A 26,703-nucleotide genomic window follows, 5' to 3' on the forward strand; every position below is an offset into this window, starting at 1 on the left:
CGTATGAGAATATTACGTAAACATAGAAAAGTCTCCCTTTAAACATTGTATGTTTTGAATAAATAAAAAGGAGCTGAAGCTCCTTTTTATTTATTCCTGATTACTCACCTAAGAGACTACATGGCCAAAATACCACTATTGAAGTTTTGTTACGCCCTCATGCACACATAAAAACGGAGACGTAATGCCACCATACGCTCCAGGCCCGCCTCTATTAGGCACATCAAATATTCCGTGATTCCCATAATAACCATCCCCCTTTTTAAACGTTTCAAAAGAGTCTCGAATATTGTCTTCAATAATGGGGAGCGAGCTAGACATAAAATAGTCAACGGACCATGTTGTATCATTAGCCTCATACAATTCAGCCATGAACGCCGAGTTAGCATACAAAGTATTGTATGACGCCTCTCGCCTCTGCGCCACAGGGTCATATTTATCACCTATCAGTGGAAGCTTCCAGCCATTATTACTTTCACAGAAAGCGATAGCGTCCTGACCAGATAAAGGCGTCTCAAAAGATGTCGTGTACATAGCGTATCCATAGGCGGTTTGATTATTTTTTTTATCCTCCGAAGAGGGCTGATAGGGAATGGTGATCATATATTCATCACCAACCTTTTTCCAAACCAGTACGTCATTAAAGTCTAACCCTTCAGGAATAAAAATAGATACGGTCATCAGTTCTTTATCTGTATTAGGATTACTAATAGTAATGTCGTTTGCTCCAACGTAAAGTTCAGATATCAAGTCACTATGGTCAAAAAAACAAGTATTAGCTACACTCGACTCTAAGTTAGTCCCTGTATTAAGGTTATGTAAAGTACATTTAATTTGGCTGGTCGTTTGTATGAAAGATACCAATAAATCATTCTCCTCCCCCCAGTAAACTTCCGCTTTATGAGGCAAAATCTTAAGTGCTTTATAATTACTTCCGTTACTTCCGTTACTTCCGTTACTTCCGTTACTTCCGTTACTTCCGTTACTTCCGTTACTTCCATCACAACCAATAAGCCCTAGACTCAGAAGTGTAGCGCAAATAATAAATATTTTTTTCACATTATTTCCCCAATAAAAGAGTGTCATATAATTAATTTTAATAACCTTTTAGTATCCTTTACTTATAATATGTAAAGGCTGTTGAAAAAAAATATTAGTATCTAATGTCACTTCCTCAATAAAATAAAATTGATTAACCAAACAGTTTCAATAGATAAGGAGATAACAGCATATTCAATTCCAAGCTTTAAAAGCTAGTAGACTTTAATATAATGAAAATTGGAATAACATTAATAATTACTAACTACTATATTAGGTCTCAAGTTAATATAGAGCAGCAATTACTTACATTTTCTAACTTAATTCAACGATAAGAAGTCTTCATGGAAGGAACAACAATTTTATTAATGAAGCACATTTAGGGACGACTGCGATTACATTTCGCCTTTGCCTGCTGAGTTACCGCAACCTACGCTTACTATCTTTGTAGCTAATCAATGTTGTCAGTGCGCCTCTTCAGCGGACTTAAAAGGCACACAATATTACTAGGTAAACTTATTTCAACTGTAACGACAAACTACACCAATGATCTGGATATCCACCTACAAATAGCTTAAAAATAAGCTGGCAAAAATAATCATACCGACATAATTATTATGTAGAAATGCTTTAAAACAAGACTCTCGGTCGCGATTCACAATCAAAAATTGTTGATAAATAAATAGTCCAGCAACGATTGTTAAGCCAATAAAGAACACGCTTGGTAAAACCAATAACCAACCTAATAAGCCTAAACATAATAACGATGACAATTGTAATAACCCTACAATCAATTTATCTTTTTTACCGAATAAAATTGCGGTAGATTTAATGCCAATTTTCAAATCATCATCTCGATCAACCATGGCATATAAGGTATCGTAAGCAACTGTCCATAAGATATTTGCCACAAATAATAACCATGCATAACTCGGTACAGAATCTAATTGCGCCGCAAACCCCATCGGAATAGCCCAACCAAATGCCATGCCTAATACAACTTGAGGTAGGTGAGTATAACGCTTCATAAATGGATAGCACGCGGCAAGGCCAACAGCAACAAACGATAATAGTATCGTCAATGTATTCATGGTCAAGACGAGTAAAAATGCGAACAAAGTTAAACCAAAGAAAAACGTCAACGCGGCACGGCTTGATATACGCCCTGCAGCCAGCGGCCTATTTTCAGTGCGTTTTACATGACCATCAACATGACGGTCAGCAAAATCATTAATCACACATCCCGCCGCACGCATTACAATAACCCCTAATGTAAAAACGAGGAGTACATCTAATTTAGGGACCCCTTCAGCAGCAATCCACAGCGCCCACAGCGTTGGCCACAATAACAGCAAGGTGCCAATAGGCTTATCCATACGAGTAAGCTGTATGTAATCTTTCATTTTTGATGTCATGAACGACATAATGTTAACGTCCTTTTATTATTTATACGCTAAGGAATCAGGTAAAAACACTTCAGAAACCAGTAATGACTGTCCGCCTAATAGAAAACACGAGCGACGTCCGAATAGCGATGCTTTAGGGGGAGATGAAAACAGGTGAGATAATGAATATATTTTACTATGTGAATAAAACTCAGCGATTTCAATTTCACTACGCTGCATATCTGGCGCGTTAAACAATACGCTACCTAATGAACGGGTCCCCAGTTTTTCCAATTCACCGCCCGGTGCAGTTAGCGTATTTAATGGCATAACGCTACGCGCAAAAACCCAAGGTATCCCATCAAGTTTTAATAGTACCTCACGAACAAAACCTAAATTATCCGTTAGGTTTAATTTTATCTTTTCATCGTCGGATAATTGATAATGACCTTCCGCTAATATTTCAACCGTAAATGTCTGACAATGCTGCTTCAATCTAGCTGTTAATGACCCCGTATCAACGAGCCAATCATAAAGATTCGCAGATAATTTTTCTTCTAATATAGTTGGCCATAACCACTTCGAATCACAGCCGATGGGGTAGCATGGTAATGCCTGCTCACTAGTACGCGTATTATTTATATTATCTGACATATTATAAATTACTTTTTCAACAACGAAATCAGGCATAATTATCTGCTATTCAGACCAAGATTGTAAGCAGGGACACAAGTTGTTAACTGATTTATTTAATTAATCATTTGAAAGTGAGTATACTGGCTCACAACCAACCTACTTTAACGACTCATTTAACTAAGGATACGGTAAATGAAAAAATTATTCTGGCTCTTGTGCATGATCATGGCCTCAGTATCTTCCACTGCCGTATCTGCTAACGACCACAAGCCGGTGTATATTTATTTCGGCTTAGAGCCGGATATTATTACCAACTATACCAGTGAAACAAACAAAATTGGTTTCATCAGTGTCTCTATAGAATTTATGCTCGCAGATAAAAAAAGCTTAGCTGTGATAGAAAAGCATGAGCCCTTGATCAGGGATAAAATAATTTCATTACTCGGTCAGCAATCACCACAACATTTACGCTCTCTCACAGGCCGAGAAGAGATCAGAAAAATGATCCAAAATGAAGTGAACAGCTTACTAAAACAAGAAAGTGGTGAGGCCGTTATTGAGAATCTATTATTTACCAAATATATATTAATGTAATCAAAAAAGGAGTAAGCCGCTAAGCCTACTCCTTTATCAATTTACATCGCTAATACAATCAGCTAGTCACTTATGCTTTTAAATAGCATTAACGTTTAATCGCATTAATGATCGCAGTCGTGGAGCAACCGTCTTCAAATTGTAAGATATTAACCTTGCCACCATTCGCCAGAACTTGTTTATGCCCAGCGATCTCTTCCACTTTGTAATCACCACCTTTAACTAATACATCAGGTAGTAATTCAGAGATTAAACGCTCTGGTGTTTCTTCAACAAACTCCACAACCCAATCAACGGCACCTAAAGCAGCAAGTACTGTCATACGGCGGTCACAAGTATTAATCGGACGACCAGATCCTTTCAACCCACGTACAGAAGCATCAGAATTAACCGCCAAAATTAAACGTTGCCCCAGTTTACGTGCCGAATTTAAATAAGACACGTGACCCGCATGCAGAATATCAAAACAACCATTAGTCATGACAATCTCTTCGCCACGTAACTTAGCTGATTTAACCGCAATTTTTAACTGCTCTTCGCTTAATACACCAAACCCACTTTCATGAGAGCCGTAAACAGAGTTAGCTAATTCAATCGGGCTTACCGTCGACGTACCAATTTTAGCAACTACAACACTTGCTCCCGCGTTAGCCAATGCACAAGCTTCTTCGAGTGATGAACCCGCTGATACAGCAGCTGCTAATACTGAGATAACCGTATCACCCGCGCCTGTCACGTCATACACTTCTTGTGCTAATGCAGGAAGGTGAAACTCATCTTGTTCAGCTCGAATTAAGGTCATGCCTTTTTCACTACGCGTAACTAATAATGCTTCAAGATCATATTCAGTAATTAATTTTCGACCTTTCTCAACAAGGTCTTGTTCATTCTTACAATGTCCAACAACCGCTTCAAACTCCGATAAATTTGGCGTTAATAAGGTCGCACCACGGTATTTTTCAAAATCACAGCCTTTTGGATCAACAAAAACTTTAACGCCTTGTTGCTTTGCAGCTTGGATCATTTGTTGTACCTCAACCAAGGCGCCTTTGTTATAGTCCGATACGATCATTACTGAATAATCCGAAAAATTATCAATCGTTTTGGCGACTAAAGGTTGGGTATCGACTGCTGCAACAGATTCTTCAAAATCTAATCTAATCACTTGCTGGCCACGGCTTAATACACGTAATTTAGTGATAGTTGGGTAATCATCTAATTGCAAAAAATCACAAATTACATCGACAGCATTCATTTTCCCGCATAGCGCTTGTGCAGCTTCGTCATTACCCGTTAAGCCTAAAAGTTTTGTACTTGCACCTAAAGCCGCAAGGTTAAGCGCAACGTTAGCGGCACCACCAGGGCGATCTTCAACATTATTCACTTTAACAATTGGAACAGGCGCCTCGGGAGAAATACGACTCGAATCGCCCGTCCAATAACGATCTAACATTACATCGCCAACGACTAATATTTTTGAATTGTTAAAGTCAGGTAAAATGATTTCCATTATTCTCTCGATAATTTCTAATTAGAAGATTTAAATTTATAGTCTAAAAATGCTTGGCCACAACCAACCATTAAACCAAGTACATGTGCAGCGTTAGCAACATTAAGACCAAATATAGGGAAAAAGCCGAGCACAAGCCAAACCAGCATAAAACCAACATAAGGCTTGGGTAAACTAATACCCTGTGTTGGCGCTAACCAACCTGTCCACCAAATATAACCGACCAAGGCATAAACCACACCCGATAAACCACCAAAGTTAGGTCCTGCTAATAAAAACTGACCGATATTGGGTATTAACGCAGCAACTAAAAACAACAGTAATAACTTTTTACTGCCCAGCTTATTTTCAATTTGGCCACCAAGATACCACCACCATAATAAATTAAATACCAGGTGTAAAACTGAAAAATGAATGAGCGCAGGGGTAAATAAACGCCAAACCTCACTCAGTGAGGAAACACTTAAATCAAAAGGAAAATGCAGCGCAGCATATATAAATTCATTTTGTGTCAACATGCTAAAATACATCGCGGCAAAGACAACCACACTCAAGGTAAAAATAGTGAGGGTCACTTTACCTGCATGTATCAAAAAGTTGGACAACATATTACCCGAACCATAACTAAAATTTGCCGTACGCGTATCAGCAACATCCCAAGACGCTGCTTGGTATTTATCTTGATAAGGGTCAGCCAAAAACATATCAAGTTCTTGTGATGCAACTTCAACATGGGTCATCGCGGGTAAACAGATCGCAAACCCGTCTTCTGTTTGTGCGACTTTCGCATCAATTTTTTGCACTGCTAAATAATCTACAAAAGCCTGCGCCATACGTGGATTATTAATTACACCAATCTCAATCATGCTATTACCTATTTTGTCACAAACGCACATTCTCGACGCCAAGCTTCAAACCCACCGTCCATGCTATACACGTTTTCAAAGCCTTGTTCCACTAAATATTGCGCCGCGCCTTGACTACTACGCCCATGATAACAAACCACCACCACAGGCACATCAAAGTCCGTTTGCTGCATGAAGTGACCTAACACTGAGTCAGTGAGATGCAATGAATCTTCAATATGTGCATCTGTAAATGATTGAGGGTCACGAATATCGACAATTTTAACGCCTGTACTATCACTGATTAATTGCTGAACTTCATTAATTGAAATATGTTTGAAACTATCCATTATTTTCTCATCTTTAGTGATATTAAGAACTAAAATTTGCTATAAGAACAAAGATACCAAATATTGATGTACTCTTTAAGCATTATCATCCACAAAGGTGGCTATCCCATCAAAGTGAAACCTGTTATATTTCAATTCTAAACAGGCATTAATAAGACTGGAACGAGATATAACGCGCATTAATATTTATAAAATTCAACATCATGATAGAAGATATCAATTGTGAATGATTAATTTAATCACAGTACTAATTTTAAGATTTGCAAACTATGAGCAACTAATATGAATAATGAAATATTTGTTATCAACCTGGATAAATCAACCTCACGTTTAGAAACCTCAGCTCAACAGTTAAAAGCTGCTGGTTTATCTTTCACAAGGATACCAGCCGTCTACGGTGCTGACTTATCTAAAACGGAAAAACACACACACTATAGTAGCGATTTAAATCATAAATTATTCTATCGAAAATTAAATGATGGTGAAATTGGTGCATACCTCAGTCATCGAAAAGCTTGGCAAGCAATTGTAGATAAAGAGCTTGATTATGGCATTGTGTTTGAAGATGACTTTATCTTGCGAGATGATCTAAATAAAGCAATAGAAAATATAAATGCTATCCCATTTGAATGGGATTATATTAAGTTGGCCAGCTATAACAGTAAAGAAATAAAACAAAAAGTAATATACCAAAAACGACTTATAGATATGGATTTAGTCGCCTATACGAAGGTCGTTACAGGGGCTTCTGCTACCGTGATTAGCTATAAGGCGGCTAAAGAACTGCTTGTGAAAACTGAACGATTTGGTAGACCTTTTGATACTGATTTACAATATTGGTGGGAAAAAAATATCCATATATTCTGCTTACTACCATTCGTATCAGCGCAAGATGAAAATATGTTAAGTGATATTGACAGCACGGGTGGCAAACGTAATAAGAGTAACAATCGTTTTTTTCAACGTCAATTTATTCAAATTAAAAAATTCTTTTTAAATCGACATCATAATGTTGCTTTTTTAGCAAAATATAATAATCCAGACTTATAAATAATTTAAAGTGATAAACAGTTATAGCGAAGCAACTATTTATCACTTTATTACCTAAGTATCCCTACTCAGCTAATCATTTTTTCAAAATACGCAATGTGCTCTAAAACCGTTCTCTCTGATGTAAACTCAGTTTCGATTTTATGCTTGCATACTTTAGACATGTCTTGAACTAAGTCTTTATTGTTGTAAAGATATTCAATTTTATCCGCAATTGCTTGAGCATCTTTAACTGGTACAACGCAACCATTTATGCCTTCAATAACAACCTCTTTACTACCGCCCGTTTCTGTTACTATTGACGGTGTACCATACCCCATAGCTTCCATGACAGCGCGAGGAAGCCCTTCTCCACTAATTGAAGCTTGAATTAATATATCACTGGCAGCACTTAACTCTGGTGCATCATATCGATATCCAGCTAAATGAATTCTATCCGCTAAAGGCGAATTTTTAATTGCACTTAAGTAGGGGTCTTTATCCATGCCTGAACCAACAAGTAACAAATGGAAATTATCTAAATGAGCCACTTTACTTACAGCTTCGATAAGGATTGATAACCCTTTGCTTGGTCGAATTGTTGCAACTGCGATTGCAACAAAAGCATCTTCAGGAATACCAAATTCAGATAAGTTACCCGGCACTGATTGATACCAAGATAAATCATGCCCTTTATAAATAGTGACGACCTTATCTTTATTTTTCCATACCTTAGAACGGACATCCTCAGTTACAGCATCAGATACGCAAATAATGCCATCAACCCTTGGATGTAAATGAGTTAAATAAGCACTGGGATCATGACGATATAATCCACCAGTGGTTCCTCGATAGTTAATCATTTTCGCAGGAAAACCAATACAAGCAAAAGCAGCACTCGGAATCGTTCTAGAATTTAAAGCGTAAACAATATCATAATGTGCACTGCTTAATTCTTCACGAATCGCTTTAATGGTTTTCAAGCACACTTTTTTAGTCGGATATTGTTCAATAACTTTAATACCAAGCTCTTCAAACATAGGGGTATATTCAGAATTAGGTCGAGTAAAAACAGTAACATCATGACCTTTTTTTGCAAAGCCGATCGTAATCATGACTTCAGGTCTACTAACATTTGTAATCTTAGCATAATCGCCTACAACCAAAATTTTCATATAGTACCTTTCCATTCCGAATTCAATTATTAACAATGCTTATGATACTATCACATTGTTAATATTGATACAGAAGGGAATGCCAGATGCTCAGCCGAACACTCTATACCACGTTACTTTATGCAACTTCACCGTTGATATTTTCTCTATTGTTAAAGAAAAAAAAAGGAAAGCCTCCTATTGGGGACCGTTGGAAAGAGTTTGTAGGTATAACCCCTGAATTAACGCTATCACAGCAACCGATCTGGATCCATGCAGTTTCAGTGGGGGAAGTGATTGCTGCAACACCAATTATCAAAGCATTACAACAACACTACCCTGAGCAACCACTACTCATTACGACAACAACAAGCACTGGTGCAGAACGTGTAGAGGCTTTAACTGGTAACATTGAACACAGGTACTTTCCTGCAGATTACCCTTGTGCGGTAAAACAGTTTATTAGCCGTATGAAGCCAGCACTCTGTTTAATCATGGAAACCGAGTTATGGCCTAATATGCTAACTATTTGTAACGATGAAAATATTCCCACGATAGTAGTTAATGCTCGACTGTCTGAGAAGTCGCAACAAAAGTACCAACGATTTCAATCATTATTCTCAGCACCATTACAGAAATTGACTCATATCTTATGTCAGGATGAAAATGATCTACGTCGCTTTAAAACGTTAGGGTTAATCCAAACGCAACTTTCTGTCACAGGTACAGTGAAATTTGATATTCAATTCTCAGATACCATCATCAATCATGGTTTATCACTGCGCGAACAGTTTGGCAAACAACGTCCTGTCGTCATTGCCTCAAGTACACATAAAGGTGAAGATGAAATCGTGCTTGCCGCATTTGAAAAAGTAAAACAACAACATAATGATGCATTATTAATATTGGTACCACGCCATCCAGAACGCTTCGACGATGTTGCTACACGCTGCTTAGATAAATTTCCTCACACACAACGACGCAGCCAAACTCAAGCGACTGAGAACCTAAGTAACATTGATATTTATTTAGGAGATAGTATGGGAGAGATGCCACTGCTACTTGCTGCCAGTGATATTTGCTTTATGGGCGGAAGTTTAATTGGAGATAAAGTCGGTGGGCATAATTTATTAGAACCAGCCGCATTATCAAAAGCGTGTATCACAGGTCCAAGTTATTATAATTTTGCGGATGTAACAGCCCAATTACTTGCATGTGATGGGGCTGCTGTCGTCAATAATGAGCTTGAATTAGCTAATAAGATAAATGAATTGATATCACAGCCTGAGATTGCAGTAACTATGGGTCAACAAGCAAAGAGTGTCGTGGAAAAGAACAAAGGCGCATTAACCAAAATAATGCAAAAACTCACCTTTTACATCGACCAAGCGCTCAACCAAGCTAATACAAAATAGTGAATATCGTCAATATGGTTTATCTTTTCACGAAATAATCAGCGATAAAGAAAAACCATATTGCATACTTACACAGTCAATAAAACTAGCCATTTATCTCCGGAATAACCGTTTCAGCCGTCGCTAAACGTAAGTAATATTCACGCATATGCTGATAATCGACAAGGGCTCTTTCAGTGAAATAAGGCTTCATCATGAAGATAGATTTCAGAATCCCACGATAAATATCCGTCTTATATACTTTTGCATCTTTACTGATTGTGGTGCGATAGCTTACCCAAGACACAAGCACAACCTTAATAGAGTTGGCTAATTCATCCAGATCTTCCATCGGAATATTGACCACTTTATTTTTCTGTAAAGAGAATAATAAATCAACTTCACGCTGTGCTGACACTTCTTGGAATTTTAAATATTTTTTATGTAAGTTTGGATCTCGAGATAACAGACTCGGTAAACTGTAATACAAAAATCGAAAACGCCACATCGTTTCAAACATCGAATCTAAATAACTCATCATCACTTCTAATGTCACATCACCTTCACGGTGAGGTTGGAAATGTTCCGCTAAATAATTCACATATTGATCAAAAATAGAGTCAATAATGTCTTCTTTATTACGAAAATGATAATAAAGATTGCCAGGACTAATACCTAAATGTGCGGCAATATGATTGGTGGTCACGTTACGCTCACCACATTCATTAAACAGCTCAAGTGCAGTATAAATGATCTTATCTCTGGTTTTCATGAAAATGACCGCTTTGATTTATAATTGAATACTCAATACTCGCACATTTACAGCTAAATGACACAGTGTAATATCTCATTATTAGAATGTTCGCTCAATTATGATAACCCGCGTATAATAAGTCCCAATCAGTCTCTTGCCATTTGAACGCCGTATCTTTCCTTTGTTCTTTCAAAAAAGAGCGCTTTAACCGTGCTAAGTTATCTTTTTTCCACGCATCAGCAGTAGGTTTAAATTTGCAGCGATCAAAATCGATCAACCACCACTTACCCTCCCCATCGAGAATAATATTATGGGTATTTAAATCCGCATGCCATAAATCAACATCATGGAAACGTCTTATCATTGCGCCAATTTGTCTATAATCATCAGACTTTAACGCACGATCTTTTAATACCGCAACTAAATCGTTGGCACCCGCAATCTTCTCGGTAATCAAATCAGCATGATAAAACAATCCTTGTTTAATAATCTGTCCAGCAATCGGTTTTGGTGCTGGTAAGTTTTTATCCACAAGTTGCTGAGTCACCACAAACTCTTGGTAAGCACGAGTATTCTTTAACCCAGTATAAAAATAGGCATCTTTAATTAACTTCGCAATCAAACCACCACGATGATAATGACGTAACACAAATTCATCATCGTTTATTTTAAAGAACCAGGTAATACCGCGACCAAACGCTGAACCAATAATCGCATTATTACGTTGCCAATATGCCCCATTAAAATATTCAGGGGTGATCTCGCCTTTTAATTCGTCCTGAAAAAATAAGACTCTAGCGCCTTGTGTCTCTATTAACATGTGTTCTCCAAAAAAACTTCGTCGATAAATTTTACATTACCTCAAACGATTTGCATAATAGCCTTTTACATTCAACAACTAGAAATGATGAATATGACCCCTCCACAGAGTATCTGTATATTACGTTTTTCCGCAATTGGTGATGTTTGCCATGCTGTTTCTGTTGTACAAGCAATTCAGCGACAATACCCCAATGCAAAGATCACTTGGGTGATCGGAAAAATAGAAGCCATGTTAGTTGGGGACATCAACAATGTTGAATTTATTATTTTTGATAAAAAAGCTGGATTAAAAGGCTATTCAGACCTACGAAAAAAATTAAATAACCGTCAGTTTGATGTATTACTGCATATGCAAGTTGCACTCCGAGCCAGCATCGCGAGTTTATGTATTAAAGCCAAGCAGCGCTGGGGATTTGATAAAACAAGAGCCAAAGAAGGCCAGTGGTTGTTCACTAATCATAAAATTAAGCCGCAATCACAACCTCATGTACTCGATGGTTTTATGGCATTTGCCGAAGCGATTGGCGTCCCCGTTACACCTCCGCAATGGGATATCCCACTTTCAACCCAAGATAACTTATGGGCGCATTCACAATTAAGCCACGAAAAGAAAAATTTTATTATTTGCCCATCAGCAAGTAAAGCAGAACGTAATTGGTCAACAGAAGGTTATGCCGAAATAGCCAATTATATGCATGAGCAAGACTATCAAGTATCAATATGCGGAGGCCCAACAGAAAGCGAAAAGCAACTCGCTAAAGATATAATGCAGCTAACCACGGCACCAATTAATAATCTTGTTGGTGAAACATCCTTGAAGCAATTGCTCGCTATTTTAAAACATGCTGATCTTGTGTTAGCACCCGATACCGGTCCTGCGCATATGAGCACCACTGTAGGAACTCCCGTTGTAGGCTTATACGCGCACAGTAATCCGGGACGTACAGGGCCTTATAATAACCTTAGCGATGTCGCTGAAGTTTACCATCAACATTTACCAAACAGTGAATGGGGACAACGAGCGAAAGGACCAGACTTAATGAATAACATAAGCATCACAACCGTTAAAAAGAAATTAGCACGTTTTATACAATAATAATTACATATACCTTGAACTAACACTGAGTAGAGTAAGAAATTATCATGACAGTAAAAGTAATTTACCCAGGTACATTTGATCCCATCACCAATGGTCATACTGATTTAATCGAACGCGCAGCAAAATTGTTTGACCACGTCATTGTTGGCGTGGCCTTTAACCCAACCAAAAAGCCGTTCTTTAATCTTGATGAACGCGTGCAATTAGCAAAAACCGTAACAGCACATTTAGATAATGTGGACGTGGTAGGATTTAGCGGGTTATTAGTTGATTTTTCTAAGGAATATAATGCATCGGTATTAATTCGAGGGTTACGAGCGGTATCTGACTTTGAGTATGAGTTCCAACTTGCGAATATGAATCGTCGCTTAAGTCCTGATTTAGAAAGCGTATTCCTAACACCGTCTGAAGAGAACTCATTTATCTCTTCAACACTAGTGAAAGAAGTCGCTATTCACAACGGTGATGTCGCACAGTTTGTCGCACCAATTGTTTGTCAGGCTATTTTAGACAAAATTGCAGAAAAATAGCCCGTTAAGTAAAACTTAGGTTAGCGTTGGCATTGATTACAATAAATCGTGTTGCGCTGGCCGATCTTCATCGCTTGTAATACTTCACCACATTTCGGGCACGGCTTCCCACCCTTACCATATACTTGCAGTTCCTGCACAAAATAACCTGGTTTACCATCCGTCTGAGTAAAATCTTTCAGTGTCGTACCGCCTTGCTCAATGGCTTTCGCTAATACTTGTTTCACTTCTTCCACGAGTACTTTATAACGCTGTAAAGACACCTTGCCCGCGGCTCGTTTTGGACTGATACCAGCAGAGAACAAGGCTTCGTTGGCATAAATATTACCGACCCCAACCACGACATGGTTATCCATTAGAAATGACTTAACCGGCACTTTCCGTGCTCGCGAGCGCTCAAATAAACGTTGTGCGGTAAACTCACAGGTCAGCGGTTCAGGTCCTAAGCTGGCTAATAATTTATGCTCAAGCACATCACCCACTTGCCACAATACCGATCCAAAACGCCTAGGATCGTTCAGACGAAGACATTTACCTGAATTCAACACTATGTCTACATGATCATGCTTTTCGACTGCTACGATCGAATCAAGCACTCTTAGACTACCAGACATCCCCAAGTGAATGATGATTGTGCCTTTTTCAGTCTCGAGTAATAAATATTTAGCTCGGCGACGTACGCTTATCACTGTACAGCCCACCGCATCCTGTAGCGCAATTGGCACAGGCCAACGTAACTGTGCATTACGCACAACTATCTTAGTAATCTGTGCATTTTCGAGATAAGGGGCAATGCCTTGACGGCTTACTTCAACTTCCGGTAATTCAGGCATGTGTAATCCAGTAGGTAAGAACTTAATCTGTTGATGATGATAAAAAGAAATAAATAAAATAACTAGCGAGGTAATAAAACTTGTAACTCAGATTCATCAATTTTCAATAACTGGCCCTGCCAATTTTGTAGCAAGTAACCGCTATCAATTTGGTATAAAATCAGCGTAACAGGTTCAGATAAATTGGCCAGTTCAAAAGATATATTAATACCGTAGGCCAAATTAGCAATCACAATATCGTTAACCACAGGCTTAAATGTGGCCGTTTCCCACGCTTTAATAATTTGTTTAAGTTGCGGTTGTGAAAGTCCTAACTCCGGTAACGTAGCAAGTTGGCTACCCACACGCTGGATCTGGATATTATCAAACTGCATCGACAATACAACAGCATGAGCAGGTAACGCCGTTTGGTATTGACCAGCAGACTCATCACCTTCTATTTTTTTTCCTGAATATTGAAATACCAGCATCATCGCCAGTACCGCAAATATCAATACGTTATTCCAACCTCGTCGTGATAACTGCACATTAAATCCTTCTAATCTCTGATATCGCATCTTGAAGTAGTTTGGGTATATACATCAATAAGTATATGCAAATTACGTGAAAATGTCGGATTGGGCAAGGTTGAAACAAGGAATTTTAGGCAAAAAAAAACCCAGCAAAAGCTGAGTTTTCAATATTTGAACATAAAACCAAGGATTACTTGATTTTACCTTCTTTGTACATAACGTGCTTACGAATAACTGGATCAAATTTTTTGATTTCCATTTTTTCAGGCATGTTTTTTTTGTTTTTATCAGTGGTATAGAAGTGACCTGTACCAGCAGATGAATTCAGACGAATTTTATCGCGCATAATAGAGTTCCTTAAACCTTCTCACCACGGGCACGCATTTCAGCAAGAACTGAATCGATACCCTTTTTATCAATAATACGCATACCTTTACAAGTAAGGCGTAACTTTACAAAGCGGTTTTCGCTCTCAACCCAAAAACGGTGTGTATGTAGGTTTGGCAAAAAACGGCGACGAGTGCGGTTTTTTGCGTGAGAAACGTTATTACCAACAGCTGGTTTTTTACCAGTGACTTGGCATACTTTAGACATGTCGTCTTCTCCAAATATTTTCTTGCTCGAGCAAATATACAGCGTCTTGTTGGCCGTCGCCCAAGACGCGTGCTAAAGGCGGCATTTTATACAGCAAATTAAAACATAGAGCAAGCTTTTTATATTTCTCAGGTAGTCATAAATATAAAATTTATACCCACCCTCGCTCTGCAAAGCTCGCTATGTCACTGTCACCTATAACAAAATGATCGAGGACTTTAACATCAATTAATTGTAAGGCTGAAATAAGTTTATCTGTGATCATACGATCTGCACGGCTGGGTTCAGCAATGCCAGAAGGATGATTATGGGCAAATATTACTGCCGCAGCATTTCTTTCTAACGCTTTTTTAACCACAACTCTCGGATAAACACTAGCACTGTCTATTGTGCCATAAAACAACTCTTCAAAGCGAATAACTCGGTGCTTATTGTCTAAAAATAATACCGCAAAGACTTCATTAGGCTGATCGCGTAATTTTGCGCGTATGTAATCTCGACTTTCTTGGGGGTTAGCTAACACATCACCGCGCTCTAACTTTTCGGCCAAAAAGCGCCGAGACATCTCAACAGTGGCTTGTAATTGTACATATTTTGCCACGCCTAATCCCTTCGTTTGACAGAATTCATGTTCACTCGCAGCAAACAAGGATCTTAACGTGCCAAATTCAGCTAAAATATGCCGAGCCAACATCACCACATTCGTCCCTTTAATACCAGTACGTAGAAAAATAGCCAATAACTCGGCATCGGATAGTGATTGTGGGCCAAACTTAACCAGCTTCTCTCGGGGCATCTCATCTCTGGGTAATGCTTTTAATTTCATCTGAATTCCCATTTAACATAACATCCTGTTAGCTTAGTAATTCGATGAATAAAAGAGCTAGATAATGATAAAACAGTGAAATAGTTCAAATTTATGAATTTGATAATGACGCGTATAAAATTAATAACAAACCTTAGCATCTGATAATTTAATTATGGTATTGTTATTACGTTATTAGAATAACCTTTCAGATTTTAACGTGGAATACACAATGACTGTAATTGCCAATAAACGCATTTTGCTCGGTATTACGGGCGGCATCGCTGCTTACAAATGTGCAGAATTAACGCGTCGCTTAACGGAACAAGGCGCAGAAGTACGCGTCGTGATGACCCAATCAGCACAAGAATTCATTACCCCGCTCACCATGCAAGCAGTCTCTGGATTCCCCGTTTCCCATAGCTTATTAGACCCTGCTGCCGAAGCAGGCATGGGTCACATTGAATTAGCGAAGTGGGCAGATTTAGTGTTAATCGCCCCAGCAACCGCTAATTTCATTGCCAAGTTCACAGCCGGTATTGCCGATGATTTACTCTCGACATTGTGTTTAGCCACACCCGCACCGATTGCCGTTGCGCCAGCGATGAATCAAGTCATGTACCAAGCGCCCGCAACGCAGGCTAATTTAGCAACACTTAAACAGCGCGCAGTTCCACTATGGGGACCCGCTTCAGGCGCCCAAGCTTGTGGAGACGTGGGCCCAGGTCGAATGGTTAATCCCGATGAACTCGTCACCGCCGTTGTCGATTTCTTTACCGCAGCGGCACAACCACAAGTGCTCGCGGGTAAAAATATCATGATCACAGCAGGACCAACTCGCGAGGCGATTGATCCAGTACGCTACATCAGTAATCACAGTTCAGGCAAAATGGGTTACGCCCTCGCACAAGCAGCCTCTGCGCTCGGCGCTAATGTAACGATAGTGAGTGGCCCTGTCGCATTAACTCCGCCATCTGATTGCAATATAGTAAAAGTAACGAGCGCCTTAGATATGCATAATGCTGTTATGTCTGACATTAACCAGCAAGATATTTTCATTGCTTGTGCAGCCGTTGCTGATTATCGCCCTGAAACCATTGCTGAACAAAAAATCAAAAAGACCAATAGCGACGAAATGATTGTTCGAATGGTCAAGAATCCCGATATCGTAGCCAGTGTCGCAGCGCTCAAAAATTCTCCTTTTACTGTCGGTTTTGCTGCAGAAACACAAGATGTTGAACATTATGCACGCGACAAAATGCAACGTAAAAATCTTGCTATGATCGCTGCAAATGACGTGTCACAATCCTGCCAAGGCTTCAATGCCGAAGACAATGCATTGACCGTATTTTGGCCACAAGGCACTGCGCAAATAGCATTAGCGAACAAGCAAGATGTGGCAGCACAATTACTGCTGTTAATTGCAACCCAGTTCAATGCCAATACATAACGATAACTAAAATTACATTCAACATTCTACCTTGTCTTGCGCTAACGCAAAGCATTGTAGATCTATCAATTGATATATTCAGTGAAACAAATAATGAAGCAAATAGAAGTAAAAATATTAAATCCACGCGTGGGTAAAGAATTCCCATTACCAAGTTATGCAACGCCGGGTTCAGCAGGTTTGGACCTACGCGCTTGCCTTGAACAACCACTCACGGTTAATCCAGGTGAAACGCATTTGATCCCAACGGGTATTGCCATTCATATTGCAGACCCAACGATGGCAGCAACCATTTTACCACGTTCAGGCTTAGGCCATAAACACGGTATCGTATTGGGTAACTTAGTGGGCTTAATCGACTCTGATTATCAAGGTGAGTTAATGATCTCATGTTGGAATCGAGGTCAAGACAGCTTCAGTATTCAACCGGGCGATCGTATCGCTCAAATGATGATAGTGCCAGTAATACAAGCACAATTAACCATCGTTGAAGAGTTTGATAGCAGTGAACGTGGCGAAGGTGGCTTTGGCCATTCGGGTAAGCAATAACGGTTAACACCATTCTAGGATGAAAAAGATGTCAACAAGCACTAAAAAAAATCGTCGAGAACAAATTTTACAAGCGTTAGCGCATATGCTGGAGACCAATCCAGGTCAGCGTATCACGACCGCAAAACTCGCTAAAGAAGTCGGCGTTTCAGAGGCAGCTCTCTATCGTCACTTCCCAAGTAAAGCGCGTATGTTTGAAGGTTTAATTACCTTTATCGAAGATTCAATATTAGCGGGTATTAATCAAATCTTAAATGAAGAAAAAGATACCATTACTCGTTGTCATCACATCCTGCATCTACTGTTGGTCTTTACCGAGCGGAACCCTGGCATCACCCGCATTATGACTGGCGATGCACTACAAGGTGAGCACGAACGTCTCGGTGAGCAGATCAGCGCCTTATATGCCAAAATTGAAACACACTTTAAACAAGTACTACGTGAAAAGAAAATGCGCGAAGCCACAGGTTTTAGTTTAGACGAAGGTACGTTGGCCAACTTATTACTGGCGTACGCAGAAGGGCGAATTAATCAATACGTTCGCACCCGCTTTGCATTAAAACCAACGACTGATTTTGATCAACAGTGGAACTTCTTACACAAGCAGCTATTACAGAGTTAATCGTTACTAGGTTAATTGTTTCATTACTCAAAGTGTAAAAACAAAAAAGGCTACCGAGGTAGCCTTTTTATTTTTTATAACAGCGGTATATCTAGCACTGCTAATTAGATACCGTAGTTTTCACGGTATGTTTTTACGTTTTCAAGGTGCTCTTGCATTTCTGGCTTATCTGCTAAGAAAGAAACAAGATCACCTAACGTCACGATTGATAATACTTTACACGCATAATCACGTTCGATTTCTTGAATTGCAGATAATTCGCCTTTGCCTTTTTCTTGGCGGTCTAGCGCAATTAACACACCCGATAGTTCAGCGTTATTTGCTTGGATGATATCCATTGACTCACGGATTGCAGTACCCGCAGTGATCACGTCATCAACTAACATAATACGACCTTCAAGCGCAGCGCCTACTAATGAACCACCTTCACCGTGGTCTTTTTTCTCTTTGCGGTTAAAGCAGTAAGGTGCATCAATATCATGATGATCATTCAGTGCAACAACCGTTGTTGTCGCAATTGGAATACCTTTGTAGGCAGGACCAAATACTACATCGTATTCAATACCAGAATCAACTAAAGCAGCGGCATAGAAACGACCGATACGTGATAAATCACGGCCCGTGTTAAACAAACCGGCATTGAAGAAATAAGGGCTAGTACGACCAGACTTTAGAGTGAACTCACCAAACTTAAGTACTTCTTTTTCTAAAGCAAACTCAATAAATTCGCGTTGGTAATCTTTCATCGTTTTCCCCTATTATGATTAATTAAATGTTGTTAGCTAAAAGCCACTTCACCTAAAAAGCCTAATAATATGGGGTATATTATTAGGCAATTAATATTGTTAGCGCTCGGCGACTAACGATAAGCGCCGCTATTCTAACAAGCTTTACGCTTTAATCAAGCTATCACCGAGTGCTTTCTTTTGTTCTACAATAATTTGCTCGATACCATCTTTCGCTAACGCGAGCATGCTTAGCATTTCTTCGTGGCTAAACGGTTCGCCTTCAGCAGTTCCTTGGATCTCAATAAATTTACCGGTTTCAGTCATCACCACATTCATGTCTGTTTCAGCATCTGAATCTTCTGGGTAATCTAAATCACACACGGCCTCGCCTTTATAGATACCCACCGACACTGCTGCAATCATGAATTTGATTGGACTAATCTTTAACTTACCTTTGCGGATCAAAAATTCAACCGCATCAGCCAATGCCACACAAGCACCAGTAATAGCGGCTGTACGAGTGCCGCCATCAGCTTGAATAACATCACAATCGATTACAATCGTGTGTTCACCTAATGATCCAAGGTCGATACAAGCACGTAGTGAACGCGCGATCAGACGCTGAATTTCCATCGTGCGTCCAGTTTGCCCACCACGCGCCGCTTCACGATTCATACGTTTGTGCGTAGAGCGCGGTAGCATGCCGTATTCAGCCGTAACCCAACCTTGGCCTTTACCCTTTAAGAAACGTGGCACATTGTTTTCAACAGTCGCAGTACACAATACTTTCGTACCTCCGAATTCAACTAATACAGACCCTTCTGCATGAGCGGTGAAGTTACGGGTAATTGTTACAGGTCGAACTTGACCTAATGTTCTTTGACTTGGACGCATTATTTTAACTCTTCAATGATGATTGCCCAATATTATATGAGCTAAGCTAAACTATCGCTATAGCAAGTTGTAATAACCTGAAGGTATAATTAGCTTAATTTATTTTAATTAACGGATTTAACATGATTCATAGTATGACGGCATATGCCCGTAAAGAGTTTAAAGGTGATTGGGGTACTGCTGTATGGGAGATCCGTTCGGTTAACCAACGTTACCTCGAAACGTACATCCGATTACCAGAACAATTTCGTGGTTTAGAAGCAGTATTACGTGAACGTTTCCGTAAAAAATTACAACGCGGTAAAGTTGAATGTAACCTGCGTTTTGAAGCAAGTGCAGCAAACAGCGGTGCATTACAGTTAAACGAAGCATTAGCCGAAAAATTAATTGAAAGCGCAAACTGGGTATCAAAAAAAGCCGGTAAGGCAAAACTAAACCCTGTTGATATTCTACGTTGGCCTGGCGTAATGGAAGCAGCAGAAAAAGACATGGGTGAGTTATCAACAGACCTACTCAGCTTTTTCAACGAAACGCTGGGTGAGTTCTTAGAGTCTCGCGCTTCTGAAGGTGAAAAACTGCAAGCGATGCTAGAGCAACGTTTAGCGGGTATCACTGAACAAGCTGATTTCGTCCAAGGTAAGATGCCAGAAATCATCGAATGGCAACGCGAGCGCATTCAAAAGAAATTTACCGATGCGAAAATCGAATTAGATGAAACCCGCGTTGAGCAAGAACTTATCTTAATGGCGCAGAAGTTAGATGTTGCTGAAGAAATCGATCGCTTAAATGCCCACGTAACAGAAACGCACAGTATCTTGAAAAAAGGTGGCGCATGTGGCCGTCGTCTTGATTTTATGATGCAAGAATTCAACCGTGAATCAAATACCTTAGGCTCAAAATCTATTAGCACAGACATTACTAAGTCAGCGGTAGAGCTTAAAGTATTGATTGAGCAGATGCGCGAGCAGTTACAAAATATTGAGTAATTGTTTAACCACTAAGTTACGATAATTAAAAGCCCTCTTTCAACAGAGGGCTATATTTACGCTCAAAACTCAGTTCAACATCAACGCTAGGAAAGTAATACAGACTTTCCATAAGAGGCGTATAACGCAACTCAATCTTATTCTCTCCGACACAGCCTGTGAGTGCAAAAATCACGATGCAATTGCATTTAAGTCGGTAACACATCATTAGTGATTCTAATCACACTAAAATGCAGCAAACAAAGACCCGCGTCCAAATAAGCCCCCCCTAAAGATACCTCTTTGTAAATAAGTTTGAATTAACACTCCGTTAACACTACCGTGGAAAACATTGTTTATCCTTATATTTTATATAGATAAATGAAAAATTTGATATCTAGACAAAAATATAGACCTACAAATAAGGAATCGAATTAATGGCGACTAACAGTTTGAGTTCAATTGTAAATAAAATTTCTGCACAACCAAAAGAAATCAGTTCACTACAGCTATCGTCAATGTTTGGTGAAACCGTTAAATTTTTTGGCCGAGCAGGTATTCAAGTTGAATCACTTAATATTAACAATGCAGTACTAAGACTCGAAAATAACGAAACGGTACAAAATCATATTGGTGGCATTCATGCTGCAGCAACGGCATTATTGGGCGAATCAGCGACTGGTTTTCTAGTTGGCATGCACGTTCCTGATGATCGTATTCCTTTACTCAAATCGATGAATATTAATTATATTAGTCGCGCAGATGGGGATTTAAAGGCGATTTCAAGCTTAACTGAAACACAAATATCAGATATAAAAAATACAGACAAAGGAGAGACAGCTGTAAAAGTCGTCATTACAGATAGCGCTGGTAATAATCCTGTTGATGCTGAATTCATTTGGGCATGGGTTCCAAAAAAGAAATAACATCACTGATCACGCACTCCATTCACAGACCTATTTAAAATGGATCGTTTGCTTATAAAAGGATTTTAAAATGAATGCAATCAAAAATAGAATCACAAAAGCAGCGGTTGTGACTGGTATTATCGCGGGGTTGTTATATGGCAGCTGGGCGTTATATGCCAATTATGCCGACGGAATTATAATTGCGTCCCAAGCTGCAGCAGTGCAGTTTATCTGTAGTGCTTTACTGGGATTTTTCATGACGTTTATTATGGACCAAATCTGTGCGAGTAAACGAACACCCCGATTTATTATGATCCCAGCGTCAGTTATCACCCCTTTATTACTCACCTTATTTGTCAGTTATTATTCACATTATTTAAATAGCACACCCAATATTATTATTACTATCTTACCCTCACAAATTTTAGGCCTCATCTGGACCAGCCTGTACACAGCTAAACTATTAAAAGTAACAACCAACACAAAGCTAACTTCAGCGGTGTAAATTAATCAAAAAAAGGCGATAACTTTCATTATCGCCTTCAACTAAAAACCAATTATCTCATTTCAATTTAGTAATTTTTAAGTATCTCGATAATGTCAGCATGGTTGTCCGCTGCGATTATCTTTTCAATGTCATCATCGTTTTGGAATAACTCAGCAAGTTTCATGATGGTATTAATGTGGCTGTCTGAATCCATTGCAGCAAGTGTGATCGAGAAGTACACGTCACCATTATCTGTCGAACCCAAATCAACACCATTTTTAAACACCGTAACTTGCAATGCAGCTTCATTCACACCATCTTCCGGGCGAGCATGCGGCATAGCAATTTTAGGTGCTAATACATAATACGGACCAATCTCTTGATGTGTCGCTTTAATCGCTTCAACATAACTTGCTTCAATTTTACCGTTTGCCAACAGGGTTGAGCAAGTTAAGTCTAATGCTGCATTAACAGTGAGATTTTCTTCAGCTGTGATCACAATGCCATTATGACCGATTAAATCAAATAGACTCATGACACCATCCAACCAAGAACGAGACCAACAACACCAAAGTCAAAATCTGCAAACGTTGTTGCTTCAAGACCTAAACCACCAAGCACAGGTAGCAATAACATTGGCAAGACTGAAATACACAGACCTTGAGCGAAAGAACCTAACACAGCACCGCGTAAACCACCGGTGGCGTTACCGTAAACACCCGCAGCACCACCGACGAAAAAGTGAGGCACAACGCCAGCAACAATGACTGTCCAACCAAGTGCACCTTGAATGCCCATAGTTAGAAGACCAGCAGCAAATGAACAGAGAAAACCAATTAAAACCGCATTAGGTGCCATAGGGAATACCATAGGGCAATCAAGTGCAGGCTTCGCGCCTGGTACTAACGTATCAGAAATACCTTTAAATGCAGGCACGATCTCTGCGATCAGCATCTTCACACCTTGCAGTACTATGTATACACCACCGGCAAAGGTTAACGATTGCATAAAGGTGAACACAACCCAGTTTTGCCCACCTGAAACAGTTTCAACAAACTCACCACCGGCAAAAATAGAAGCGAGAGAGAAAAATATAGCCATAGTTGTTGCGACAGCAACGGGAGTATCACGTAAAAACATCAGGCTTTTTGGCATTTGGATGTCTTCTGTTGATTTAGACGTATCACCAAATTTACCACCAATATAACCCGATACAACATAAGACAGAGTAGAAAAGTGGCCAATCGCAAGTTGGTCAGTACCCATCACTTTTTCAGTATATCTCTGCCCAATGGCAGGCATGATCACCATCAACGAACCAACAGTCGTGGCACCGATCGCAATCAGTGCTGAGCCTGTAATGCCTGCGGTTGATAAGATTACCGCCACCAACATTGACATAAACATAGTATGGTGACCCGTTAAGAAAATATACTTCAACGGCGTAGCTCGCGCTAACACAATGTTAACGACGAATGCGAAGAACATAATCAGTGCCATTTCATAACCAAATGCCTGTTGCGCTAATGCCACAATAGCTTCGTTATTTGGAATAACACCCTGCACACCAAACGCTTCAGTAAATACAACAGAGAAGTTATTTAATGCACCAACCAGCGCTCCAGCACCAAAACCTAGGATCAGGAATCCCATTACAGTTTTAATTGTGCCTTTCAAAATAGTCGAAATATCCGCTTTTTGTGCGACAAGGCCAATAAAGGCAATCATACCAACCATGATCGCAGGCTCTTTTAATAAGCCGAGCATAAATTCAAAAAAATTCACCATAATATTAACCTTACATGAACGTTTTTAGTTGAGCTTCGATTGATGCTTTATCAAAAATATTCACTAAGCGAATGATGTTTTTCTTGCCCACCTCCTCTAACTGACTCGCAATATCCGTTGCCGCAACCCAAATATCAGCATGACTTGATGCCGCTGAAGATAAATCTTCATGATCAATTTCAGCTTCAAAACCTATTTTTTTTGCAACTTCTTTAACAGCCATTTCCATCATTAATGACGTACCTAAACCGTTACCGCATACAACTAAGATCTTTTTCATAATGATTTGCTCTCTACTTGGATTAACCTGGATGCAAAATTGCGTTTTCTAAAGTTTGTGGAGGAAGCATAACTGAATGGGGAAAAACCAAATAAGATTTACGTCACAAAACCACAATGATATTGCGACGCAAGTCACCAAAAGAGACATTTATAATAGAAGTGTGATTTGTAACATTAAAAATGGAGGAAATAACGTTTGAAAAGTTTATTATATTTATTCGGGAGGAATTAAAAGACAAACATTGACAATAAACAAACTTAATATCAGTGGCTTAACAAAAATTTATTTTTACCCGTTGGTTTCATTTACCATAATCAGTCAGCATTTTCTTCACCAGAGTATTAACATTTTTGTTTCTTTTTGTTAAATCTTTCAATGAGGTAGGTGAACTTGTGTCTGATTTTCGATTTTCGATTTCAGCTGATTTGTCTTTCATCTTTTGTACTGCAGGTAATAGCATGCGAATTTCTTCATGCTGCTCATTTGTCATCAGTACGATGTTTTCGGATTCAACTTTAGTAATGGTTAACCAACCATGTTTTATTGATTTAACACGTTCGCCAACCATGATGGATTCTGGCGGAATAGCACGATCAGGGACATTGCCACTTCTTAGTTTTGCGGCACTGATAGCGCGAATGTTTCCCGTGTTTTCAAATGCAACAATAACAGTATGGCAATTATAATATTCGACAATATTCACATAACCATATTTATTGGTTTTAAATTTAGCTCCGTTGTACATATCCTGTGGAGCAGCCATCTTTTTCACTATTAACTTCCCTTTATACATTTATATTTTGAATACCAATAGATGCGTCAAACACTATCTAGCCATTCTTATATATATGATAGCATAACCACTGACGCGAATAATCATCATTAAAGATTAACCGATAGCCTAATCAAACAGGCATTTCCCATCTGTTTTAACTTCCCACTAAAGCAGAATCACGATAAATCGTCCATACTACCTCTAAGTTCCTTTTAAATTTGTAGGCTTATTTGCAACTCTATCGTCTGCAAAGGAGGTCAAAATGGACCACGCGTATGATTATACTAAACAGCAGTTTAGTAATCCTGCGGGGACCGAAGGCTTCGAGTTTGTCGAATTCTCGTCTCCCGATCCAAAGCAGCTTGCCATGCTTTTCCAACAGTTGGGTTTTCATCCTCATGCCCGGCATCAAACACGCCCGTTAACTTGGTTCAAACAAGGTGATATCCATTTTTTAGTCAGTACAGAAGGTCGCGGTTTCGCCTCTGAATTTGCGAAACAACACGGTCCTTCCGCCTGTGCGATGGGCTTTAAAGTCACTGATGCAGATAAAGCCTATCAACATGCGTTAAGCCGTGAAGCCAAGCCTTGTAAGCGTAAAATTCTCGAGTTCGGTGTACCTGCGATTTATGGCATTGGTGAAAGTCTGCTGTATTTAGTCGATGATGATGTAAGAACACGCCTGTATCAGGAACAATTTGAATTAACAGGCGAAACTGAAAACGCATCTAAATCGGCGGGACTCACTTATATCGACCACCTGACTCACAATGTGCACTGTGGGCATATGGATCCGTGGGCCGAATTTTATGAACGTATCTTTAACTTTCGAGAAATACGTTATTTTGATATTAAAGGCGCAATGACAGGTTTACGCAGCCGCGCCATGACCAGCCCTTGCGGCAACCTCCGTATTCCCATCAATGAAAGCAGTGATGATAAGTCGCAGATTGAAGAGTTCTTGCAGGAATACCACGGTGAAGGGATCCAGCATATCGCCTTAGGCACAGATGACATTTATCAAACTGTCTCGACGTTAAGAGCGCATGGTATCGAGTTTATGGATATACCCGACACTTATTACGACATGATCGCAGAACGCTTACCCGGCCATCATGAAGCGATCGAGAAGCTAAGAGAAAATCGTATTCTGATTGATGGTCATATGGAATCGGGGGAATTAGTCCTACTGCTGCAAATTTTCACCAAAACGTTAATCGGCCCTATCTTCTTCGAAATTATTCAACGTAAAGGAGATGAAGGGTTTGGCGAAGGTAACTTTCAAGCCTTGTTCGAATCCATTGAACGAGACCAGCTCGTACGAGGTGTACTTTCGACAAAAGATAAATAAACACAGTGCCTAGAGGAAA

General features: G+C 39.4%; 32 protein-coding genes. 12 read left to right on the plus strand and 20 right to left on the minus strand.

Annotation, left to right across the window (positions count from 1 at the left end; all coding sequences use genetic code 11):
• Window positions 1–135: 135 nt before the first annotated feature.
• The 3 genes from HWV02_RS21770 to HWV02_RS21780 form a co-directional block, all read right to left on the minus strand.
• Entirely contained in the window at window positions 136–1,059 is a 924-nt protein-coding gene (locus HWV02_RS21770) for a hypothetical protein (protein ID WP_211689315.1), read from the minus strand.
• Between the two features lie 542 nt (window positions 1,060–1,601).
• Window positions 1,602–2,462, minus strand: coding sequence for a 4-hydroxybenzoate octaprenyltransferase (gene ubiA / locus HWV02_RS21775; protein ID WP_211689316.1), 861 nt, complete (start codon window positions 2,460–2,462; stop codon window positions 1,602–1,604).
• Window positions 2,463–2,480: 18 nt separating this feature from the next.
• Window positions 2,481–3,113 (minus strand): chorismate lyase, encoded by a 633-nt coding sequence (locus HWV02_RS21780; protein WP_255550570.1) that lies wholly within the window; start codon window positions 3,111–3,113, stop codon window positions 2,481–2,483.
• A 138-nt stretch (window positions 3,114–3,251) separates the two neighbouring features.
• Between HWV02_RS21780 and HWV02_RS21785 the strand changes: the two genes are divergently transcribed.
• A complete protein-coding gene (locus HWV02_RS21785; protein WP_211673385.1) occupies window positions 3,252–3,653 on the plus strand; it encodes a flagellar basal body-associated FliL family protein in 402 nt (133 codons plus the stop codon).
• Window positions 3,654–3,741: 88 nt separating this feature from the next.
• Here the strand turns inward: HWV02_RS21785 and hldE are convergent, their stop codons facing one another.
• From hldE to glpE, 3 genes are read right to left on the minus strand one after another with little or no spacing between them, the layout of a single operon-like run.
• Window positions 3,742–5,163 carry a bifunctional D-glycero-beta-D-manno-heptose-7-phosphate kinase/D-glycero-beta-D-manno-heptose 1-phosphate adenylyltransferase HldE gene (gene hldE, locus HWV02_RS21790; protein ID WP_211677840.1) on the minus strand — a complete coding sequence of 474 codons (1,422 nt, stop codon included), beginning with the start codon at window positions 5,161–5,163 and terminating at the stop codon, window positions 3,742–3,744.
• A 17-nt stretch (window positions 5,164–5,180) separates the two neighbouring features.
• A complete protein-coding gene (gene glpG, locus HWV02_RS21795) occupies window positions 5,181–6,029 on the minus strand; it encodes a rhomboid family intramembrane serine protease GlpG (protein ID WP_211673387.1) in 849 nt (282 codons plus the stop codon).
• Between the two features lie 8 nt (window positions 6,030–6,037).
• Window positions 6,038–6,358 carry a thiosulfate sulfurtransferase GlpE gene (glpE, locus tag HWV02_RS21800; protein ID WP_211689317.1) on the minus strand — a complete coding sequence of 107 codons (321 nt, stop codon included), beginning with the start codon at window positions 6,356–6,358 and terminating at the stop codon, window positions 6,038–6,040.
• Window positions 6,359–6,640: 282 nt separating this feature from the next.
• Here glpE and HWV02_RS21805 point away from each other — a divergent pair, with 282 nt between their 5' ends.
• Window positions 6,641–7,408 carry a glycosyltransferase family 25 protein gene (locus HWV02_RS21805; protein WP_211677842.1) on the plus strand — a complete coding sequence of 256 codons (768 nt, stop codon included), beginning with the start codon at window positions 6,641–6,643 and terminating at the stop codon, window positions 7,406–7,408.
• 68 nt (window positions 7,409–7,476) lie between these two features.
• Here HWV02_RS21805 and HWV02_RS21810 read toward each other — a convergent pair whose 3' ends face one another.
• Complete coding sequence (locus HWV02_RS21810) at window positions 7,477–8,562, minus strand: glycosyltransferase family 4 protein (RefSeq protein ID WP_211689318.1); 1,086 nt, start codon at window positions 8,560–8,562, stop codon at window positions 7,477–7,479.
• An 86-nt stretch (window positions 8,563–8,648) separates the two neighbouring features.
• Between HWV02_RS21810 and waaA the strand changes: the two genes are divergently transcribed.
• Window positions 8,649–9,956 (plus strand): lipid IV(A) 3-deoxy-D-manno-octulosonic acid transferase, encoded by a 1,308-nt coding sequence (gene waaA, locus HWV02_RS21815; RefSeq protein ID WP_211689319.1) that lies wholly within the window; start codon window positions 8,649–8,651, stop codon window positions 9,954–9,956.
• A gap of 85 nt (window positions 9,957–10,041) precedes the next feature.
• On the opposite strand, the gene HWV02_RS21820 is transcribed toward waaA, so the two are convergent.
• Together HWV02_RS21820 and HWV02_RS21825 are read right to left on the minus strand one after the other, a co-directional pair.
• Window positions 10,042–10,707: a TetR/AcrR family transcriptional regulator gene (locus HWV02_RS21820; protein ID WP_211677845.1), complete on the minus strand. Its 666-nt coding sequence runs from the start codon at window positions 10,705–10,707 to the stop codon at window positions 10,042–10,044.
• 94 nt (window positions 10,708–10,801) lie between these two features.
• The gene (locus tag HWV02_RS21825) at window positions 10,802–11,509 is read right to left on the minus strand and encodes a 3-deoxy-D-manno-octulosonic acid kinase (protein ID WP_211677846.1); all 708 of its coding nucleotides are present in this window, start codon (window positions 11,507–11,509) and stop codon (window positions 10,802–10,804) included.
• Window positions 11,510–11,602: 93 nt separating this feature from the next.
• Between HWV02_RS21825 and HWV02_RS21830 the strand changes: the two genes are divergently transcribed.
• Complete coding sequence (locus HWV02_RS21830) at window positions 11,603–12,607, plus strand: glycosyltransferase family 9 protein (RefSeq protein WP_370629417.1); 1,005 nt, start codon at window positions 11,603–11,605, stop codon at window positions 12,605–12,607.
• 47 nt (window positions 12,608–12,654) lie between these two features.
• Entirely contained in the window at window positions 12,655–13,140 is a 486-nt protein-coding gene (coaD, locus tag HWV02_RS21835) for a pantetheine-phosphate adenylyltransferase (RefSeq protein WP_211677847.1), read from the plus strand.
• 20 nt (window positions 13,141–13,160) lie between these two features.
• Here the strand turns inward: coaD and mutM are convergent, their stop codons facing one another.
• The 5 genes from mutM to radC form a co-directional block, all read right to left on the minus strand.
• Entirely contained in the window at window positions 13,161–13,973 is an 813-nt protein-coding gene (gene mutM / locus HWV02_RS21840) for a bifunctional DNA-formamidopyrimidine glycosylase/DNA-(apurinic or apyrimidinic site) lyase (RefSeq protein ID WP_211689320.1), read from the minus strand.
• A gap of 62 nt (window positions 13,974–14,035) precedes the next feature.
• A complete protein-coding gene (locus tag HWV02_RS21845; RefSeq protein ID WP_211677849.1) occupies window positions 14,036–14,500 on the minus strand; it encodes a hypothetical protein in 465 nt (154 codons plus the stop codon).
• Between the two features lie 175 nt (window positions 14,501–14,675).
• Window positions 14,676–14,831, minus strand: a complete 156-nt coding sequence (gene rpmG, locus HWV02_RS21850; protein ID WP_045108636.1) for a 50S ribosomal protein L33 — start codon at window positions 14,829–14,831, stop codon at window positions 14,676–14,678.
• Between the two features lie 11 nt (window positions 14,832–14,842).
• Window positions 14,843–15,079, minus strand: coding sequence for a 50S ribosomal protein L28 (gene rpmB / locus HWV02_RS21855; protein ID WP_006030956.1), 237 nt, complete (start codon window positions 15,077–15,079; stop codon window positions 14,843–14,845).
• Between the two features lie 151 nt (window positions 15,080–15,230).
• Complete coding sequence (gene radC, locus HWV02_RS21860) at window positions 15,231–15,905, minus strand: DNA repair protein RadC (protein WP_211677850.1); 675 nt, start codon at window positions 15,903–15,905, stop codon at window positions 15,231–15,233.
• 211 nt (window positions 15,906–16,116) lie between these two features.
• Between radC and coaBC the strand changes: the two genes are divergently transcribed.
• The 3 genes from coaBC to slmA all read left to right on the plus strand — a co-directional run bounded on the left by coaBC (window position 16,117) and on the right by slmA (window position 18,505).
• Window positions 16,117–17,334, plus strand: coding sequence for a bifunctional phosphopantothenoylcysteine decarboxylase/phosphopantothenate--cysteine ligase CoaBC (coaBC, locus tag HWV02_RS21865; protein ID WP_211689321.1), 1,218 nt, complete (start codon window positions 16,117–16,119; stop codon window positions 17,332–17,334).
• 90 nt (window positions 17,335–17,424) lie between these two features.
• The gene (gene dut, locus HWV02_RS21870) at window positions 17,425–17,883 is read left to right on the plus strand and encodes a dUTP diphosphatase (RefSeq protein ID WP_198155594.1); all 459 of its coding nucleotides are present in this window, start codon (window positions 17,425–17,427) and stop codon (window positions 17,881–17,883) included.
• Between the two features lie 28 nt (window positions 17,884–17,911).
• Window positions 17,912–18,505 (plus strand): nucleoid occlusion factor SlmA, encoded by a 594-nt coding sequence (gene slmA / locus HWV02_RS21875; protein ID WP_211689322.1) that lies wholly within the window; start codon window positions 17,912–17,914, stop codon window positions 18,503–18,505.
• 104 nt (window positions 18,506–18,609) lie between these two features.
• Here the strand turns inward: slmA and pyrE are convergent, their stop codons facing one another.
• On the minus strand, window positions 18,610–19,251 hold the full coding sequence (gene pyrE, locus HWV02_RS21880; RefSeq protein ID WP_211673400.1) for an orotate phosphoribosyltransferase: 642 nt from the start codon (window positions 19,249–19,251) through the stop codon (window positions 18,610–18,612).
• 144 nt (window positions 19,252–19,395) lie between these two features.
• Window positions 19,396–20,127, minus strand: a complete 732-nt coding sequence (rph, locus tag HWV02_RS21885) for a ribonuclease PH (RefSeq protein ID WP_211677853.1) — start codon at window positions 20,125–20,127, stop codon at window positions 19,396–19,398.
• Between the two features lie 122 nt (window positions 20,128–20,249).
• Here rph and HWV02_RS21890 point away from each other — a divergent pair, with 122 nt between their 5' ends.
• The 3 genes from HWV02_RS21890 to HWV02_RS21900 all read left to right on the plus strand — a co-directional run bounded on the left by HWV02_RS21890 (window position 20,250) and on the right by HWV02_RS21900 (window position 22,505).
• The gene (locus tag HWV02_RS21890) at window positions 20,250–21,113 is read left to right on the plus strand and encodes a YicC/YloC family endoribonuclease (protein WP_211689323.1); all 864 of its coding nucleotides are present in this window, start codon (window positions 20,250–20,252) and stop codon (window positions 21,111–21,113) included.
• A gap of 416 nt (window positions 21,114–21,529) precedes the next feature.
• Window positions 21,530–22,018 (plus strand): DUF4442 domain-containing protein, encoded by a 489-nt coding sequence (locus tag HWV02_RS21895; protein ID WP_211677855.1) that lies wholly within the window; start codon window positions 21,530–21,532, stop codon window positions 22,016–22,018.
• A 70-nt stretch (window positions 22,019–22,088) separates the two neighbouring features.
• Window positions 22,089–22,505, plus strand: coding sequence for a hypothetical protein (locus HWV02_RS21900; RefSeq protein ID WP_211689324.1), 417 nt, complete (start codon window positions 22,089–22,091; stop codon window positions 22,503–22,505).
• 67 nt (window positions 22,506–22,572) lie between these two features.
• On the opposite strand, the gene HWV02_RS21905 is transcribed toward HWV02_RS21900, so the two are convergent.
• From HWV02_RS21905 to HWV02_RS21920, 4 genes are all read right to left on the minus strand, one after another.
• Window positions 22,573–23,022, minus strand: a complete 450-nt coding sequence (locus tag HWV02_RS21905; RefSeq protein WP_211689325.1) for a PTS sugar transporter subunit IIA — start codon at window positions 23,020–23,022, stop codon at window positions 22,573–22,575.
• Entirely contained in the window at window positions 23,019–24,275 is a 1,257-nt protein-coding gene (locus HWV02_RS21910) for a PTS ascorbate transporter subunit IIC (protein WP_255550571.1), read from the minus strand. The genes HWV02_RS21905 and HWV02_RS21910 overlap by 4 nt, the downstream gene beginning before the upstream one ends.
• 10 nt (window positions 24,276–24,285) lie before the next feature.
• Complete coding sequence (locus HWV02_RS21915; RefSeq protein ID WP_211689326.1) at window positions 24,286–24,555, minus strand: PTS sugar transporter subunit IIB; 270 nt, start codon at window positions 24,553–24,555, stop codon at window positions 24,286–24,288.
• A 304-nt stretch (window positions 24,556–24,859) separates the two neighbouring features.
• Window positions 24,860–25,330, minus strand: a complete 471-nt coding sequence (locus HWV02_RS21920; RefSeq protein WP_211689327.1) for a hypothetical protein — start codon at window positions 25,328–25,330, stop codon at window positions 24,860–24,862.
• Window positions 25,331–25,595: 265 nt separating this feature from the next.
• Here HWV02_RS21920 and hppD point away from each other — a divergent pair, with 265 nt between their 5' ends.
• On the plus strand, window positions 25,596–26,684 hold the full coding sequence (hppD, locus tag HWV02_RS21925) for a 4-hydroxyphenylpyruvate dioxygenase (RefSeq protein WP_211689328.1): 1,089 nt from the start codon (window positions 25,596–25,598) through the stop codon (window positions 26,682–26,684).
• The last annotated feature ends 19 nt before the right edge of the window (window positions 26,685–26,703 follow it).

It is taken from the genome of Moritella sp. 28, assembly GCF_018219435.1.
GTDB lineage: Bacteria > Pseudomonadota > Gammaproteobacteria > Enterobacterales > Moritellaceae > Moritella.

Bases quoted from the DNA above. Each gene is read 5' to 3' on its own strand.
- ubiA (WP_211689316.1), bottom strand. From the start codon at position 2,462: ATGTCGTTCATGACATCAAAAATGAAAGATTACATACAGCTTACTCGT.
- HWV02_RS21780 (WP_255550570.1), bottom strand. From the start codon at position 3,113: ATGCCTGATTTCGTTGTTGAAAAAGTAATTTATAATATGTCAGATAAT.
- HWV02_RS21785 (WP_211673385.1), top strand. From the start codon at position 3,252: ATGAAAAAATTATTCTGGCTCTTGTGCATGATCATGGCCTCAGTATCT.
- hldE (WP_211677840.1), bottom strand. From the start codon at position 5,163: ATGGAAATCATTTTACCTGACTTTAACAATTCAAAAATATTAGTCGTT.
- glpG (WP_211673387.1), bottom strand. From the start codon at position 6,029: ATGATTGAGATTGGTGTAATTAATAATCCACGTATGGCGCAGGCTTTT.
- glpE (WP_211689317.1), bottom strand. From the start codon at position 6,358: ATGGATAGTTTCAAACATATTTCAATTAATGAAGTTCAGCAATTAATC.
- HWV02_RS21805 (WP_211677842.1), top strand. From the start codon at position 6,641: ATGAATAATGAAATATTTGTTATCAACCTGGATAAATCAACCTCACGT.
- HWV02_RS21810 (WP_211689318.1), bottom strand. From the start codon at position 8,562: ATGAAAATTTTGGTTGTAGGCGATTATGCTAAGATTACAAATGTTAGT.
- waaA (WP_211689319.1), top strand. From the start codon at position 8,649: ATGCTCAGCCGAACACTCTATACCACGTTACTTTATGCAACTTCACCG.
- HWV02_RS21820 (WP_211677845.1), bottom strand. From the start codon at position 10,707: ATGAAAACCAGAGATAAGATCATTTATACTGCACTTGAGCTGTTTAAT.
- HWV02_RS21825 (WP_211677846.1), bottom strand. From the start codon at position 11,509: ATGTTAATAGAGACACAAGGCGCTAGAGTCTTATTTTTTCAGGACGAA.
- HWV02_RS21830 (WP_370629417.1), top strand. From the start codon at position 11,603: ATGACCCCTCCACAGAGTATCTGTATATTACGTTTTTCCGCAATTGGT.
- coaD (WP_211677847.1), top strand. From the start codon at position 12,655: ATGACAGTAAAAGTAATTTACCCAGGTACATTTGATCCCATCACCAAT.
- mutM (WP_211689320.1), bottom strand. From the start codon at position 13,973: ATGCCTGAATTACCGGAAGTTGAAGTAAGCCGTCAAGGCATTGCCCCT.
- rpmG (WP_045108636.1), bottom strand. From the start codon at position 14,831: ATGCGCGATAAAATTCGTCTGAATTCATCTGCTGGTACAGGTCACTTC.
- rpmB (WP_006030956.1), bottom strand. From the start codon at position 15,079: ATGTCTAAAGTATGCCAAGTCACTGGTAAAAAACCAGCTGTTGGTAAT.
- radC (WP_211677850.1), bottom strand. From the start codon at position 15,905: ATGAAATTAAAAGCATTACCCAGAGATGAGATGCCCCGAGAGAAGCTG.
- coaBC (WP_211689321.1), top strand. From the start codon at position 16,117: ATGACTGTAATTGCCAATAAACGCATTTTGCTCGGTATTACGGGCGGC.
- slmA (WP_211689322.1), top strand. From the start codon at position 17,912: ATGTCAACAAGCACTAAAAAAAATCGTCGAGAACAAATTTTACAAGCG.
- pyrE (WP_211673400.1), bottom strand. From the start codon at position 19,251: ATGAAAGATTACCAACGCGAATTTATTGAGTTTGCTTTAGAAAAAGAA.
- rph (WP_211677853.1), bottom strand. From the start codon at position 20,127: ATGCGTCCAAGTCAAAGAACATTAGGTCAAGTTCGACCTGTAACAATT.
- HWV02_RS21890 (WP_211689323.1), top strand. From the start codon at position 20,250: ATGATTCATAGTATGACGGCATATGCCCGTAAAGAGTTTAAAGGTGAT.
- HWV02_RS21895 (WP_211677855.1), top strand. From the start codon at position 21,530: ATGGCGACTAACAGTTTGAGTTCAATTGTAAATAAAATTTCTGCACAA.
- HWV02_RS21900 (WP_211689324.1), top strand. From the start codon at position 22,089: ATGAATGCAATCAAAAATAGAATCACAAAAGCAGCGGTTGTGACTGGT.
- HWV02_RS21905 (WP_211689325.1), bottom strand. From the start codon at position 23,022: ATGAGTCTATTTGATTTAATCGGTCATAATGGCATTGTGATCACAGCT.
- HWV02_RS21910 (WP_255550571.1), bottom strand. From the start codon at position 24,275: ATGGTGAATTTTTTTGAATTTATGCTCGGCTTATTAAAAGAGCCTGCG.
- HWV02_RS21915 (WP_211689326.1), bottom strand. From the start codon at position 24,555: ATGAAAAAGATCTTAGTTGTATGCGGTAACGGTTTAGGTACGTCATTA.
- hppD (WP_211689328.1), top strand. From the start codon at position 25,596: ATGGACCACGCGTATGATTATACTAAACAGCAGTTTAGTAATCCTGCG.